Raw genomic sequence first — 16,204 nt, 5'->3', positions numbered from 1 at the left:
CCGCTTGTAGCATGCAGAATCCGTCATGCCCAGCTGATCGATCTTCCGCAGCAGCATCTGGGAGAAGCTCTCATCGATCTGCGCCAGCCGTTCGTTCAGGGAGGAGGGGATGCAGAATGCCGCCTGGGGGCATGCGTCCTCCTCCAGGGTGCTTTCCAGCGTGGGCACAGCGGCAGCCGTCCGCCGGCGCAGGGGGAATCCATGAGCCCGGGAGGGGGACTGCCCCTTGCGGAGCATCTGCCGGACAAATGCGGGCAACTCCGTGGCATAGGGCTCATTCAGTACAACGGCACCTGGATCCAGCAGCACCAGGTATACCGCCATTTCATGCTGCTCCAGAAACGTCAGGATGGTATCCTCAGCAATTTGCAGTGCCTGGCGCTTCGGATAGCCGTATGCACCGGCAGAGATCAGAGGAAAGGCAATGCTCCGGCATCCATGCTTCAGAGCCAGGGTCAGTGCATTCCGGTAGCATGCCTGCAGCAGTGCCGGTTCCCCGGCGTGTCCACCCTGCCATAGGGGGCCAACCGTGTGGATGATGTACTTGCAGGACAGCCGGAAGCCGGGCGTGATCCGGGCTTCTCCCGTGGGACAGCCGCCCAGCGCCTTGCAGGCGTTCAGCAGCTCCGGCCCGGCAGCCCGGTGTATGCAGCCGTCCACGCCTCCGCCTCCCAGCAGAGTGGAGTTTGCAGCGTTGACAATGGCGTCGGTTTTCATTTTGGTAATGTCCTGTCGGATGATTTGTAAAGGCATGACGCACCTTCCTTTCGGATGAGCTTTTTTGCATTATATCACATTTTTCTGAAAAACGCAATTCGGCGAAACGGGGCGTATTTCAGTAGTAAACCTTTACGCTCTGTAATTATATGCTTGCCGGGGAAGAAGCTGATGCAGAACAAATTTACGCCGCAAGGGCTGATTTCTGACGGTTTCTCTGTATCAAGCCTCGCATTCTTCTGAAATAGATACGATCATAGCAGAAAATTTCAAACTATTTCCGTTTCATATATTATAATATGCGATATTTTTATACAAGATGTATATTTCAGATCGTTCATTCTCGAAATAGCATAAATGTGCTATAAATACAGCATAAAATGATATTGAACCGTTTTTGAAAAGTTGCTATGATAGAAATGTAATAAGGAGTCCCAATGTTATGTGCAGCACAGAAGTGAAACGAATACAGCATAAAAGTGATATTTCAGTGTGACTGTATACATGCCTGGACGGAGATTCCATGGGGTGTTCATATGACTGATAAAGAATTCAAACGCTTGAAACGCAGCGAACTGATTGAAATCATTTATGAGTATCAAAAACGAGAGCAGGCGCTGCAAAGCCGGGTAGAGGCATTGCAGGCACAGCTGGATGAAAAAAATCTGAAGATTCAGCAGGCAGGCAGTATTGCGGAGGCTACCGCAGCACTAACCGGTATATTTGAAGCGGCGCAGAAAACGGCAGACGCTTATCTGGAGCATATCCGGGCGGCGGATCCGCTGCCGGAGCCGGAAAAGAAGGCGGATAAAATATGAGCAGGCGCAACAGGCGGCAGGTTTCCCTCCCCTCTCCGGAGCAGGTTTCCCGCGCCTATCAGCAGGATCAGTACCGCAAGCGCTACAAACGTGCTTTCATCAGCACCCTTTCCGTGCTGGCGGTGATTGCCGCAGTGGCGGTGCTGGTGTCCACCCTGTTCCTGCCGGTGATCCAGGTTTCCGGCAACAGCATGGAACCCACCCTCAGCGATGGGGATGTACTGGTTCTCCTGAAATCCAAGCGCTACGAACGATCCCAGCTTTGCTGCATTTCCTGGCAGAACAAGATGCTTTTGAAGCGCATCATCGGACTGCCCGGGGATGTGGTGAGTATTGATACACAGGGCAACGTGACAGTAAACGGTGCCCTGCTGGATGAGCCCTATGTGTCGGACAAGACACTGGGGGAATGCGATGTGACCTTTCCGTGCCAGGTGCCGGAGGGCAAGGTGTTTGTCCTGGGGGATCATCGGAGCACCTCCATCGACAGCCGAAGCAGTGAGATCGGCTGTGTGGATCAGGATCAGATCGTTGGATTCGTTCTGTTTCAGGTTTGGCCCATCGGAGGCTGAATTGTTTTTGGCATCGCCTTAAGGCAATACCGCACAAAGCCCGCCTGGCGGCTTTGTGTAGCATCTGCTGACGAATTTTCCGTCATATCACACAAAAATTCCTTGCAATACGCCAGTATTCCTGCGTCGTTTCTATGCAATCTGACGAAAAATCTGTTGGCACATCTACCACACAATCTTTGTGTGGTGTTGCCTTAATTCCCGGCAATATACCGGGGATTAATGTTGGCAAAAAGCGTGGTGAGAAGTATGACTGACAGCTGCGTTACAGACATCCGGGCAAGACACAAACGAAATATACGGCTTACATGGATCCTGCTGATCCTTGGGCTTGTGGTAGCCTGCTCTGTGGCATGGACGCTGCGGGGCGTGGGCATTACCATGGCGAATGAAACCGTTTGCGGCATGGAGGAGCATCAGCACAGTGCTGCATGCTATGCGGACATAGCGGATGGCGGTCAGTTGATCTGCACTCTGCCGGAGCATATACATACGGTGGCATGCACCGGGATCGATACGGCAAACAATGAGCCGCCGGTGGTGGAGATCACGACCCCCACGGAGGCTCCCACGGAACCGGCAACAGAGCCGGAGCGGGAAACCGTTCAGCTGCCCAATTATCTGGCGGATGCCTCCGCCTCCTACGAAAAGAATGTAATCTATGTAAATACCGCTTTGGGTGAGCGGAGCAAGGATACGGTGCATGAGTGGCTGGACTTGGGACTTCCGGGGGAAAATGACGGCAAGTATTTTAAGAACTCTAAAGAGAGTCCCTATATTCTCCAGGTGGGAGATACAGTAGAGCTTTGTATCTACACGGACAGTTCCAGTACCGACACCTTTTGGAGCGCCCCGGATGGGGCAATGACTTTAGTCAATGAGTCCTACACCATCCAGGCAGACGGCAGTCGGAAAGTCGTCAAAGAGTACAAACCCAATCAGACCGGGGATATGCAGGTGCATTTTGGCGAGCAGAAATTTTACATCAACGTACCGGATCCCAAACAGGAACTGGAGGCTTTCCACTACGACCATGCGGATATCGAGATCACGGACGGCGGCTTTTACGAGATCAAGCGTACCGTGACAGACCAGAACGGGAATCAGGTCACCACCCGTCAGATTTTTGACTCTTATATCACAGGCGTAAATCACTGTTACATTTATAACGCTGCCGGGTCGGTCATTATGACCTATGAATCCACGGACTATGAGTCGCATGGTACGCCGGGGGAGACCCAGTACGAGCTGACCTCCAAGTACAGGTGCATGGAAAACGACAAAAAGTGGGTGAAGCGCAGTGAGGTGGATCACGCACAATTTGACGTGCAGCTGCTGCTGAAGCCCAGACAACAGATCGTGACCGTCACAAGGAATGGCGTGCAGATCAGTCAGACGGAAACGGATATCTCCGACAGCACCGGCGAAAGCGATGTTACCATTCTCAGCGCCGTGTTTGATATGAGTCACCGGAGCGTGGTGGATGCAAACAACAAGTGTCCGGATCACTCCGGTCTGGACTTCAATCTGATGGCGAACGTGAACCAGATTATCAAAGTGGAGCCTGCATCCGTTGAACCGACTGCCCGCAAGCATCTGACCAACGGCAGCATCGGAACAAACCAGTTCCAGTTCGAGCTTCTGGACAAGGACGGAAAGCTGATCGACCGACAGTACTGCGATACAGAAGGTCAGGTTACCTTTGAAGCCCAGTATTTCCTGATGGCCGGTACCTACACCTACACCATCCGGGAGAATATTCCCAGCAAGGCGGTGCAGATTGACGGCAAGCCCTATTCCAGGGGGATCTTTTACGACAGCCATACGGAAACGGTTACAGTCACCGTGACTGCGGATGCCCAAGGAAATCTGTCCGCATCCATGGCATACTCCGGCGGCAGTGCTCCTGTATTCCGCAATACGGCGGTGACGGAGCGGTACATGCCCATCGGCGTACAGAAGGTCTGGAGCGACAGCAGTACTGTGGATCACACGGCGGACGCCATCGGTTTCCGGATCTGGCGCATTGAAAGCGGTCAGCCGGACGCTTTGGTTTCCATCGACGGCAAGAGTAAGTTCTATCTGAATGATGCATCCGGTTGGAAGTGGAGCTACACAGAGCTGCCGGTGCAGTATGCCGGACGCACTTATTCTTATCGGGTGGAGGAGGTGGATATCCCCGATGGCTATATTGCCGGATACACCTCCGGGCAGAATGGCGGTACGCTGGAGTACACCATTACCAATACCCCGAAGGATGCCATTACCCTCAGCATTCAGAAACAGTGGCTTGCGCCGGACGGTACGCCTATGCAGGGCGCGCCTACGGCACAGTCGGTTTCCGCATTGCTTCAGCGGCAGTGCAAGGAAGTGGAGATCCCGGTTACCATCCAGGTGGTTTCCCCTGCCGGTGCGCTGCTGGAACAGTACAAGCAGCCTGCCTATGTGGGCAGCAGCTTCACCTTTACGCTGGGGGTTACGGAGGGAACGGCGGAAAATGTTTCCGTAGTCAGTGCAGACAAATGCAGTGCAGCCTATGCCAATGGGGTATTCACCGTGCAGGATATCCAGGTGGGTGCGCTGGTTCGGGTGCGGTGTGACAATGTAATGGATTCCTCCAGCTTGCTGCTGCATCACACCTTTGAAAGCACCTTTGAGAAATGGGAAAGCACGGGGGATGCAATGCTGGGAGGCGGTTATTATACCAACTATGTAGCAGGCAGCGGCCCCGACTGCCATTCATTGAAAATCTACAACCGGACACAGGATTGGGCGAGTGCTGTCTTTACACTGGATTCCAGCGTCATCAAGCCAGGTCAGACCTATAGCTTCAGTGCTTATCTGAACCGGGCGGCTGTCTATACAGAGTCCGACAACAGTACGACGCATAATCTCGGCGCAGACCATACCGCACCTTTGAATCTGACTCTGTACTATGAAGACAGTGCCGGCGGGTCAAATTATCTGAACATCGCTACGGTGGGTGCGGCTCCTTCCGGCTCCTGGATTCATCTGCGCAATGCAAGTCTGACCATTCCTGTGGGCTGTACGAATATGAAGCTCCAGGTTGAAACCAACGGAGAGGAAGGCACGGACAAGTTCTCGGATCTGTTCCTGGATGAGGTAATCATTGCACCGGCGGGCATGGATATTTCTGTAGAACAGAACACAGGTCGGGTTCTGCTGAACAATCCGGAATTTTATAGCTTTACCGTGACCGGGAAGACCATTCCCGCAGACGTACAGCAGAATGTGGATAACTGGCATCTGGATGCCTGGAATAAGCGGATCGAGATCACCGCCGTAGAGGGCTGGATCAAAACCCTTTCCGGCACAGAGCTGGATCAGGTTCCCAACAGGATCTATCAATACTTTGTGCAGGAGGATCCCATGACCGGGTTCACGCCCAGCTATTCTGATATGTATGTTTCGTCGAACACAGCACAAACGCCAATCATCATCAAAAACCAGAGTATTGCATATACCCTGCCCGCCACCGGCGGCGTAGGATTGGTGCCGTTTCTGGGGGGCGGATCTCTTTTGATTCTGGCAAGCGGGCTGTATTCATACAAATTGATCCGGAGGAAAAGGAGGTCGAGCGCATAGGACTTCCCGGAATCCCCATCAAAATATCAACAAAAAGGAGTAAGATTTATGAAAGCGACAAAAAGAATTTTCAGCGTATTCCTCACATGCGTACTGGCATTCACCATGGCGTTTGCGATGGGTCTGACCGCATCAGCGGCTGACTATACCATCACCATCACCAAGCCGGAAGGCGACATTGACCGTACCTACGAAGCCTATCAGATCTTCCAGGGCAACCTGAGCGGCAACACCCTGTCCGATATCGAATGGGGCACCGGCATTAATGGGGCTGCATTTCTGGATGAGCTGAAAAAGAATGCGCCCTTTACATCCTGCACAGACGCAAAGACAGTGGCGGAGAAGCTGGCAACCTTCGAGAATAATTCCGATGGAGCAGTGGCTTTTGCAAAGCTGGCAGGCAAGTTCCTGACCACTGCTACAGGCTCCGCTACAGCCACCTCCAGCGCCACCGGTAAGATCACTGTTCCGGCTGCTGGTTACTACCTGTTGAAGGATGTTACCGATGTTACCACACCACATGATGCGCTGTCTCTGAACATCCTCAAGGTGGTACAGGACGTAGAAGTCAATCCCAAGGCGGATCACCCCTCCGTTGACAAGAAGATCGGTACGGACATTTCCACCGGCGCTGCAGCCAATACAGCAACCATCGGCGACAAGGTTCCCTTTGTGATCAAATCCAATGTTCCCAAGATGCAGGGCTACACCAAGTACTTCTTCGTACTGAACGATAGCATGACCGCTGGTCTGACCTACAACAAGGACGTAGCCATCAAGATCGGCGCCACTACCCTGGCTGCGGATGCTTACGATGTGGTTTATGACGACACAGCAAACACCATGAAGATCGTCATCAAGAACTTCATCCAGTACAAGAGCGAAGCCGGCAAGGACATTGTAGTGACCTACTCCGCAACTCTGAACGAAAAGGCTGACCTGACGCAGGCTGGCAACAAGAATACCGTAAAACTGACCTATTCCAACAACCCCAACGTGGACTACAAGGGCGACAATGAGCCGGATACCACCGACCCGGTTGGCGAAACGCCGGAGCATGTGACTGTGACCTACTCCACCAAGCTGCAGCTGACGAAGGTGGACGGCGCAGACCCCAACGAAAAGCTGGAAGGCGTTGAGTTCCAGATCACCGGTACTTCCATCAAGACTGCTGTATCCAAGGGTGATTACTTCAAGCAGGATGCGGCTGGTACATACTATCAGTTGAAGGACGGCACCTTTACTGAAACCGCTCCCACTGCTGAAACCGGGAGTAAGTATGTTTCTACCTCTGTAAAGTATGCAAAAGTAACGGATACCGCCGAGCAGACAAAGATGCAGAAGGTTACCGCAAGCGGCACAACTGATGCAAACGGCTTGATTACCTTCGAGGGACTGGGTGCAGGTACCTATTACATCACCGAGCTGAAAACCAAGAGCGGCTATAACCTGCTGACTGCTCCCATTACTGTTACCATTACTGCGGCACCCTCCGCAACCGGCTGTAGTTGGACTGTAAGTACCAATGCAGCCTTTGAGGATGACATGGTGAAGCTGACGGTAGAGAACAACAAGGGCTCCGTTCTGCCTATCACCGGCGGCATCGGTACCACCATCTTCTATGTCATCGGCGGTCTGCTGGTTTGCGGCGCTGTTGTGATGGCAATCACCAAGAAGAAGCTGTCCGTAGAGGATAAGGCGGACCAGAACTGAATGATGTAAAGCAAGCAGCGGAGGATCTCTCCGCTGCCCTGCTTTTCTTTTAACAACGAGGGGATGTCAATGAAGCGTTATGTGTCAACTGCTGTGATAGCTGCTGCATTTTTCGTTGGCATCTCCTTGCTGTTATATCCGGTCATCAGTGAGTATATCAACGCCAAGCACCAGTCCAAGGCTATTGCCTCCTATGACGAGATCGCATCCCATATGTCGGAAGCGGATTATGATGAGATCTTTGCCGAAGCCCGGGCGTACAACGATGCCCTTGCCCGGACGGAGGGGGCATTCTATCAGCCGGAACGGGTACCCGGATATCTGGAGGCGCTGGACATTACCGGAACCGGCATTATGGGCTATGTGACCATCGATAAAATCGGGGTGGAGCTGCCTGTGTATCACACGGTGGAAACCGATGTGCTGCAAAGCGCTGTGGGACATCTGCCGGGAACCAGTCTGCCCATCGGAGGCGAGGGCACCCATGCGGTGCTGTCCGGTCACCGGGGACTGCCCAGTGCCCGTCTGTTTACGGATCTGAATAAGCTGGAACCCGGGGATTTGTTCACCATCACCGTGCTGAACCGGGTGGTGATGTACCGGGTGGATCAGGTCAAGATTGTGGATCCTACGGATGTTACGGATCTGCAATTGATTCCCGGCAGGGATTACTGCACGTTGTTTACCTGCACTCCCTATGGCATCAACAGCCATCGACTGCTGGTGCGGGGCGTTCGGGTGGAAACGCCGGAGGATGCGGCACCCCGTTACATTGCCAATGAGGCGTACCGGATCGATCCGCTGATTGTGACGCCGGCAGTTGCTGCTCCCATGCTGCTGGGAATCGTCGTGGTGATGCTGATCAAGAGCCGGCGCAGCGTATTGAAGCAGAAATTACGCAGGGAAGGTCTGATTGTCCATAAAAAGTAGTAAATATGGTTGGACAGCGGCACTGCTGCTGAAAAGACCCGTCCTGGATGGTATGCATCCGGAACGGGTCTTGCTTTTATGCTTGAATGGGTTCCTTCTGGGTCAATTGCTTTGCCTCCTCAAAGGAAAGGGGCTTGCCCCACAGAAAGCCCTGGAGCAGATCACAGGCGTAGCCTTTCAGCACGTCCAGCTGGCTGTCGGATTCCACCCCTTCGGAAATGACCTCACAGCCCAGCACATGCCCCATGGTGATGATAGCCTTAACAAAGGCATTGCCGCTTGGGTCGCTGTTGATCTGGTCAATGAAGGATTTGTCGATTTTCAGCAGATCAATGGGCAGCCGATTCAGATAGCTGAGGGAAGCGTAGCCGGTGCCGAAATCGTCCAGAGCGATGCGGATCCCCATATCACGCAGCCGGTTCAGAATCTTGCTTGCATGCTCCAGAGAGGAGATGAACAAGGATTCCGTCACCTCAAGCTCCAGATTTCTTGCCGGAAAGCCGGTGCTGCGCAGCAGATTCTGCACATAGGTGGAGAAATCCCCATGCAGCAGGTTCCGGGCGGAAACATTCACAGACAGGATTATATCCGGGTGCTGTGCCACAACGGGCTGCATGCAGGTAAGGGCGTTCCCCATGATCCACTGATCCAATTGAATCATCAGAGCGCTTGCCTCCGCCACCGGGATAAATCGCCCCGGATTGACTTGATTGCCCTTTGCATCCCGCATCCGGACAAGGGTCTCAAAGCCCCGCAGGCTGTGATCGGAAATGTGGTACTGGGGCTGGAACACCAGGAAGAAGCGGTTTTCCTGCAATGCATCCCGGAGCATCTGCTCTATTTGCAGATTGTTGGTCAGTGCGGAGTCCATTTCCTGCCGGAACATGCACAGGCCTTGTCTGCCCCGTGCCTTTGCCTGGTACATGGCAATATCCGCATAGCTCATCAAGGCGGAAACGTTGTCCGCATGCTCCGGGAACAGGGATATCCCCATGCTGGCAGTGATGAAAAAGGAGCTGTCCCGCACCGAGAACCGGGTGCGCTGATCCGAGGGTGCACGGTTGATGGCTTCGTGGAGCATCTGCTCCAGCTTTCCCAGATCCCCGTTGTAGTCCGTGATCAGCACGAACTCATCTCCGCCCAGCCGGGCAAAAAAGGCGGTTTTATTCTGCACCTGCTCCTTCCAGCGCTGGGCAATCTGCTGTAGGATCTCATCTCCGTATTCGTGACCGGCGGTGTCGTTGATGGATTTGAAGTTGTCCAAGTCCAGCAGCACAAAGGCAAAGGGCTTTCCCTTGCTGATTCGCCCGTTTACATGCCGCAGCAGGGAACGCCGGTTGGGCAGCCCGGTCAGCTCGTCCGTATTGGCGACTTCATCCAGCCTGGCGGCGTTGATGTCACATTTGCGTACATAAAAATATATGGTGCTGCAAATGATGAGATTCAGCGTCTGCATAGCGAATCCGGGCAGATTGTTGATCTGCTGCTGAACGAATATGGTGGAGGATACCATTACCAGATTCAAAATTGAGAGAATGGACATGCAGATCCAGCCCTTGCGCTTGGTGTTGATGACCATCAGCATGCCGGTGAAGATTTGCAGCACATTGAAGATGCTGCAAAGCCTGCCGTATTCTAACTGCGCTTCACCAATGGCAAAGGTTCCGCCGTACCGGGCAAGGCGGAAGGTAATCAGCTGGAACAGCAGCAACAGCAGCGCCAGTAGGATCAGGATGATCCACTCCGTCTGATTCTTTGTAAATTCCATTCTGCTTTTTGCCATGTGCTCCCCCCTGGCTAACAGTCTGTATACATTCTTCGTAACAGTTTTATTTCTACCCTTAGTGTATCACGTTTTTCGGAAAAAAACAAGAAAAAACAGGCAGGGGATTATTTTTTCGCTGATTTGTACAGTCAGTTGCTTGCTTTTCCATCCTTTTTCGACAAAGGGTAGGAAAGTGGACAAGTCCGGTTACGCTTCAGGGTTCCAGTGCGACACAAAAAGGGAAGCGATTGGCTTCCCTTTTTGATGCCGAGTGGCTTAACTGTTTAATCCCTTCATCATGGCCTCCAACAGCTCCGGATACTGCCAGGTCAGAGTTCCTCGGTTCAGCAGTCCGAAATTCTCGCCGCTGGTGTCGAAGGCGTTGTTATCCCACCAGATGCAACGGATGTTGTAGCTCTTGGCGATGAGGAGATAATTCTCCCCCCAGAGTACCCGGTCATTGATGTTGTTTTTGTTCAGAGCGCCGAATTCTCCAATGATGACCGGAATGCCCTTTGCGCCGAAGGAGTTGTAGATCTCCTGGAGGGTCCACTGGAGCTGACTGATGTCAGACTGGGTGAAGCTGGAGGTGCCACTCGTATTCAGTGCAAAGTTATAGGGCGAGTAGCTGTGGATGTCCACGATCAGCTTGTTGGCAACCGTATCCGTGGGCAGCACGAAGTCATTCACCGTTGTAGAGGAGCAGGATGCCGCATAGGTAGGTACCATCAGGCAGCGAATGGCGTTGTTGCCGCCGGTTGCCCGGACGGTGTTCACAAAGGTCTGGTTGTAGCTGTTGATGACCTGTCGTGCTTCCTGGTTGCCGCCGTTCCACTCGTTGGGATCTCCCACAAGCCGAGGCTCGTTCATGCCCTCGAAAATCAGATGCTCATCGTAGCTGCCGAACCGGGTGGCGATCTGGGTCCAGATGGCATCCAGCCGGGCGTTGACGCTGTCCTTCTGGGCGTTGGTGGGAATCAGCCAATCGTTTTCGTGGTGAATGTTGAGAATGCAGTACATGTCATTGTCGATCACATAGTTGACCACCTCCTGCACCCGGTTCATCCAAGCCTCGTCGATCCGGTACTCCGGTGCACTACCGGTATGGTCGATCCAGCTAACTGGAACACGGACAGTGTTAAAGCCGCCTTCCTTCACCTTGTCGATCATTGCCTTGGTGGTCATGGGACAGCCCCAGGCGGTTTCCGACTGTGCCGGTGTGGGATTGGGCAGCCAGGAGGTTGTGGTAGCGTCCAGGGTGTTGCCCAGGTTCCAGCCAATGGTGATCTCGTCCAGCAGTTGACTTGCGGTCAGATCCCGCATCTGTGTGGGCGGCTCCAGAAGCTCCAGGTTTCCCAGCAGGATCTGCTTGTGCAGCGCCAGATCCATGGCATCAATGACTTCGTCCTGGTTCAGATCTGCCAGGGAATTGACCGTATCGCGCTTTGCGGTCAGATAGTCCTGCACTGCGGTTACATCCGTTACGGACAGGTTCCGGGTGTAGTCGTTTGCCTTCACATAGGCGGCGTTTGCGGACATGGAACCCAGCAGTGCCACGCTGACGGCAGCAGCGCTTAGGTATGCCCATAGTTTTTTCAGCATAAAAATCCCCCTCATCATAGATTATGCATCATGTATTTATGCTTAAAAATACACTAAATAGTATAGCATGTTTTGTTGGATATGTCTAGGTGCTTGTTGCGATTTTTTAATAGTATATTGCTTTTGCTTCTGGATCCTGCCTGGACACAGAAAAGCCCGGACACAGATTTTCTGCATCCGGGCTTGGATCCTGTTACGAGAATCTGCCGCTTTCGTCCTTGATCTTGCTCCAAACGTACCGGAGCATCCAGCCGTCAAAGTCGGTGATCTTGCTTGCGGAACCTGCCATCATCAAAGAGTTCTCGCCGCCGGGGAATCCTCCGGGCGGAAAGCCGCCCTTTTCGCCTTCGCCTCCGTAGAAGTCCGTAAGACCGAAGCCGTGTCCCAGTTCATGCTCCAGCACATGAATGCCGAAGCCGGAGTTGATGATGTTCAGATAGGCATCATCGGACAGGCGCTGTCCCCAGTCGCCGCCGCAGCCCCCGATGGAGGGGAAGCCCTGGGTTGCCCACAGGTACATATCAAACCGCTTATCCAGCCCACCCGGATAATTGAAGCCGATGTTGTTGGAGAAGTGATAGAACCGGGACAGCTCATCCGGCGCACTGGGCAGCAGATTCGGAATGGTCTCCACCCCGTTGGAGGTGTCTCCGGAGCTGTCATAGGGCTCCAACAGATTGTCGTAGACGATCTCGTCCGGCTGCAGATCCTCCAGGCAGCTTTTGTCCAGTACTGCCCAGCCTACGATTTTTACGTCCACATGCTGATACTTCCAGCCTTCATAGCCAACCAGGTAATCCGTCCAGCCATTGATGGCATCCTCCAGCAGCTGCTCCAGCTTCTGTCGTTGCTCCAGGGTAATGTGCTTGTAGGACTGCCAACGGATCACATAGTTGATGGAGCCGTTCCCTCCCACGATCTGGTCAAAGATGGTGTTCCGTCGTGCGGTGGACTGCTCGTCCTGGATCCGGTTGGTCCAGATCCACTCCATGGCAGTGGTGTATTCTGCCGGCATATCCGCCAGCGTTACTTCCTCTGTTACCGGCGGATCCACAGCATCCGGCGCAGTCGCTTCTGCATCCGTCCGGGTCAGCTGCAGGTAGTCCAGATTGGGCCCGCCTGCGTCCTGGGTGGATGTCACACGAAGCGTATTCGCTCCGGCGTTCAGCTTCAGCACCAAGCTGTAGGTCTGCCAGTCCGTCCAGCCGCTGGTAGCGGCAAAGGACAGAGTCCAAGTGTCAGAACAATTGCTGCATTGCAGTGCCATGGGACGAACTGCGCCGCTGCCATTGGAAAAACGCAGATCGACCCGGTAATTTCCCTCCACGGGTGCTTGCACCGTCCAGGTGACAGCGCTGCCCTGCACATTGTCCACGTTGACGTAGGTACCGGTAAGCGAACCAGCGTTGGTGGTTTCCGTTGCGGCAAGCTCCAGCGCCGCATGCTTTGCAAAATAGATGTTGTCATATACGGTACCCTGCTGGATAAAGCCGTTACACCGGCTCATCAGATAATCCTGCAGGATCTGTACATCTGCCTTGTTCACCTGCCCGTCTCCTGTCAGATCCCCGAAGGAGGCATCGCCCGCAGGAAAACTGGTGATATTGCCCAGTACATAGGATTTCAGCAGTTGCAGGTCCATGGCGTTGACCATGCCGTTGCCGTCCAGATCTCCGTACAGCCCGAAGCTGTCCGCAGAAACGGTTTGCTGCACGCTGTTTTCCGGCAGCATTGCGCCGCAGGTTGCCAGCATGCACAGCGCCATCAGTCCGGCACGCCGCCGGCGGCTCTTGTGCGAAACGTTCATATTCAATTTCCCCCTGTTTCAGGCGTGCTTCCGGAAAGCCGCCTGTTTTCATCGTTGCTCTCTGCATAAAGCAACAGAATACGTATATAATAACATATTTTTTAAACGATGGCAATGCATTTTTATGATTATTTTATATTCGATTGTATCCGCTTATAACAAAACCTGCACAAAGCAGTGGAATGCTCTGTGCAGGTGATGCTTTATCGAAGGAGGAGTGCCAACAGGGAGTAGCAGGCGGTCAGGCTCAGACCGATGATGGACATGACAAATCCGGCTTTGGCGATGCCGCCCCGGGTCTCCTGCTTTCCCTTGATGCTCAGAACCAGACCGGTGATGGAGATGGGGTATCCCACCAGGGGCAGGATCCACGCCATGAGACTGAGAATGCCCAGCACCATGCCTGCCACCGACTTGCCGTTGCTTTCCGGCAGTACGGGCTGCTGCCAGGGGTTGTACATGCCCGGGGGAGGTGTCTGCTGCATGGGTGGAATCTGACCCATGGGCGGCGGCAGAGGGGGTTGCCGGAGTGGGGCTTGTTCATCGTTGGGCATTCTCTGCCCTTGAGGCATTCCGCAGTTGGGGCAAAAAGCCAGCCCGGAAGGGATCTCCTGTCCGCAGCCGGGACAGTGCTGCATGGGAGGCATTTGCTGCATGGGTGCACCGCAGCCGTGGCAAAAGGCTGCACCAGGTTCATTGTCTGTGCCGCAGTTTCTACAAAGCATATAAAATCCTTTCCCGGCAGTGCAGAAGCGTGCCGCTGTGGTGTTATGATTATAAGTCTACTCCAGAAATGGCAAATTGTCAAGCCAACGGGATTTGACTTTTTTCCGAAAAAGTGATACAATAAAAACAATCATTCTGACGAAAGGTGTAGGATGCTATGAATGCAACGGCGATCATCGGCATTGTGATCTTGGTGCTGTTTGTGGGCAGCTTTATCGCTTACGGCGTGGTGCTGTACCTGGGCAGGGAGCACAAGCAGACAGTGCTGGTCAAATCCAAGTATACCACAAAGAACCGCCGCCAGAAGCATGGCGGCACTGTGGTACACTACACGGTAGTCTGCAAATGCGGCGCTTTCAACCGCAAGTTTTCCTGCAGTCACCGGGTGTACGAGCACATGCGGGAGGGTCAGAGCTATCTTGCCAAGACCAAGATGGGCGAGATCCTTTCTCTGCACAACCAGTAAAAGATCCGGCACGGGAGAGATCCTGTGCCGGATTCTTTGCATACACAGAAAAACGCCGCTGATACAGCTGTACCGGCGGCGTATATTTCATGGGCGCTTATTCAGCCTTGCTGGAGTCAGCAGAAGTATCCGCCTTGCTTGCATCCTCCGCCTTGCTGGAATCGTCAGCTGTGCCGGCATTTTCCTTGGTCTTGCCGGTACCGCTTACGGTAAAGTTGACCTCAACTGTGGTCCAGGACTTGAAGTCCTTGGTATCGATGATGACCGGAGCATAGTCCTTGTTGTCAGCAGCGATGACACCGTCCGCATTGTGTGCATCCTCCGGCAGGTTGTTTACAAAGGTATTGCAGATGTTTGCACGCATTTCCTTGCCATCGTCAGAGGAGGTATAGTTCTTTGCGGTCATCGTGATTTCCTTGCCGTCAACCTTGATGGAGGTGATGTCGATGGACATATCCGGGAACAGGGTGGTGCCGTCAAATACCTTTACAGCGGCAAAGGAAATGCCAGCAGGGGTGTATTTGCCGTTTGCGTCGCCGGTAATGTCGTACAGACAGCCCTTGGTGCCTGCGTTGACGCTGACGGTGTAATCTCCGTCACCGGTAATCTTCTCAACCCCTGCGTCATAGGTCAGTAGGTCGGTGTCCTTGCCCCAGTACTGCACATACCACTGCTCATCCACCATTGCCAGGATCGCATCGCCGGATTCCGCAACAACTGCCTTTTCAAACTCTACGGGAGCGGCAGCGGTTGCAGCCGGAGTAGCAGCCTGATCGGCAGCGACTGTAGTTGCGGGAGCCTGTGTGGTGACTGCTTCTGTGGTGGCAGGCGCTTCGCTGCTGTCAGAACCGCAGCCTACGAATGCTGCGCCTACAAAGGTGCATGCCAGAAGGGCAGCGGCAAATTTCGTAAATTTCATAACATCCTCTTTTCTCCGCCGTAACGATTCTCCTGCCGCACATACGGCGGTACGGACAGCGTACAGGAGCGCTGTTCTTCCGTGGGACGCATCGTGAAAGCGATCAAAGGCGCTTTGCATGATGCTGTCCGGCTTGAGAGGGGAAGGAACAGCTGTCATCAGTACCCATGAAGCATGCGCTATGACCCCATGGACTTTTTACTTGCTTTTTTATCATACACAATTTTTCGGGTTCCTGCAATCGGCATTCTGCACAAATTTCAACGGTATATTCAGGCAGTATGCCATGTATGGTGCTGTTTGGAACAAAAAGCTGTTTGCAGAATCAGCTGTGATTCTGCTTTGCGACCAGGCTTGCGCCGCCGTACATTTCCCGCAGCCGTGGCTTTTCGATCTTGCCGGTGGGATTCCGGGGCACCTGCGCAAAGATGATCCTGTGGGGACGCTTGTACCGGGGAAGCTGGTTGCAGAACTCCATGATCTCCGCCTCTGTGCAGGGGTGATCCGGCTTCAGCTCCACAATGGCTGCTGCAATTTCTCCCAGCCGCTGATCCGGCAGCCCG

At 53.6% G+C, this 16,204-nt stretch carries 13 protein-coding genes; 6 read left to right on the top strand and 7 right to left on the bottom strand.

Annotation, left to right across the window (positions count from 1 at the left end; all coding sequences use genetic code 11):
* Window positions 1-753: O-acetyl-ADP-ribose deacetylase (locus QVO51_RS03345; RefSeq protein ID WP_288167809.1), on the bottom strand; the 753-nt coding region annotated here is incomplete at its 3' end.
* Between the two features lie 500 nt (window positions 754-1,253).
* Between QVO51_RS03345 and QVO51_RS03340 the strand changes: the two genes are divergently transcribed.
* The 5 genes from QVO51_RS03340 (at window position 1,254) to QVO51_RS03320 (ending at window position 8,356) form a co-directional block, all read left to right on the top strand.
* A complete protein-coding gene (locus QVO51_RS03340; protein WP_022357230.1) occupies window positions 1,254-1,535 on the top strand; it encodes a hypothetical protein in 282 nt (93 codons plus the stop codon).
* Window positions 1,532-2,107 (top strand): signal peptidase I, encoded by a 576-nt coding sequence (gene lepB / locus QVO51_RS03335; protein WP_022357229.1) that lies wholly within the window; start codon window positions 1,532-1,534, stop codon window positions 2,105-2,107. The genes QVO51_RS03340 and lepB overlap by 4 nt, the downstream gene beginning before the upstream one ends.
* 249 nt (window positions 2,108-2,356) lie before the next feature.
* The gene (locus QVO51_RS03330; RefSeq protein WP_022357228.1) at window positions 2,357-5,713 is read left to right on the top strand and encodes a Spy0128 family protein; all 3,357 of its coding nucleotides are present in this window, start codon (window positions 2,357-2,359) and stop codon (window positions 5,711-5,713) included.
* A gap of 48 nt (window positions 5,714-5,761) precedes the next feature.
* Complete coding sequence (locus tag QVO51_RS03325) at window positions 5,762-7,426, top strand: isopeptide-forming domain-containing fimbrial protein (protein WP_022357227.1); 1,665 nt, start codon at window positions 5,762-5,764, stop codon at window positions 7,424-7,426.
* Window positions 7,427-7,495: 69 nt separating this feature from the next.
* Window positions 7,496-8,356 (top strand): class C sortase, encoded by an 861-nt coding sequence (locus QVO51_RS03320; RefSeq protein WP_022357226.1) that lies wholly within the window; start codon window positions 7,496-7,498, stop codon window positions 8,354-8,356.
* Between the two features lie 76 nt (window positions 8,357-8,432).
* On the opposite strand, the gene QVO51_RS03315 is transcribed toward QVO51_RS03320, so the two are convergent.
* The 4 genes from QVO51_RS03315 to QVO51_RS03300 form a co-directional block, all read right to left on the bottom strand.
* Window positions 8,433-10,139: a putative bifunctional diguanylate cyclase/phosphodiesterase gene (locus tag QVO51_RS03315; RefSeq protein WP_022357225.1), complete on the bottom strand. Its 1,707-nt coding sequence runs from the start codon at window positions 10,137-10,139 to the stop codon at window positions 8,433-8,435.
* Between the two features lie 258 nt (window positions 10,140-10,397).
* On the bottom strand, window positions 10,398-11,723 hold the full coding sequence (locus tag QVO51_RS03310; RefSeq protein ID WP_022357224.1) for a cellulase family glycosylhydrolase: 1,326 nt from the start codon (window positions 11,721-11,723) through the stop codon (window positions 10,398-10,400).
* Window positions 11,724-11,916: 193 nt separating this feature from the next.
* A complete protein-coding gene (locus QVO51_RS03305; RefSeq protein ID WP_022357223.1) occupies window positions 11,917-13,530 on the bottom strand; it encodes a dockerin type I domain-containing protein in 1,614 nt (537 codons plus the stop codon).
* Window positions 13,531-13,733: 203 nt separating this feature from the next.
* Window positions 13,734-14,255, bottom strand: a complete 522-nt coding sequence (locus QVO51_RS03300) for a zinc-ribbon domain-containing protein (RefSeq protein ID WP_022357222.1) — start codon at window positions 14,253-14,255, stop codon at window positions 13,734-13,736.
* A gap of 158 nt (window positions 14,256-14,413) precedes the next feature.
* On the opposite strand from QVO51_RS03300, the gene QVO51_RS03295 reads away from it, so the two are divergent.
* Window positions 14,414-14,722 (top strand): hypothetical protein, encoded by a 309-nt coding sequence (locus QVO51_RS03295; RefSeq protein WP_015557683.1) that lies wholly within the window; start codon window positions 14,414-14,416, stop codon window positions 14,720-14,722.
* Between the two features lie 97 nt (window positions 14,723-14,819).
* Here QVO51_RS03295 and QVO51_RS03290 read toward each other — a convergent pair whose 3' ends face one another.
* Both QVO51_RS03290 and QVO51_RS03285 read right to left on the bottom strand, forming a co-directional pair.
* Window positions 14,820-15,641 (bottom strand): hypothetical protein, encoded by an 822-nt coding sequence (locus QVO51_RS03290; RefSeq protein ID WP_022357221.1) that lies wholly within the window; start codon window positions 15,639-15,641, stop codon window positions 14,820-14,822.
* 325 nt (window positions 15,642-15,966) lie between these two features.
* A partial coding sequence (locus QVO51_RS03285; protein ID WP_441295905.1) for an AMP-binding enzyme occupies window positions 15,967-16,204 on the bottom strand: 238 nt, incomplete at its 5' end.

The organism is Ruminococcus sp. CAG:379 (assembly GCF_000434255.1).
In the GTDB taxonomy this organism is placed as follows: domain Bacteria; phylum Bacillota; class Clostridia; order Oscillospirales; family Ruminococcaceae; genus Ruminococcus_F; species Ruminococcus_F champanellensis.
The sequence above is the reverse complement of the archived record's forward strand: the minus strand, read 5'-3'. Positions and strand labels throughout refer to the sequence as shown.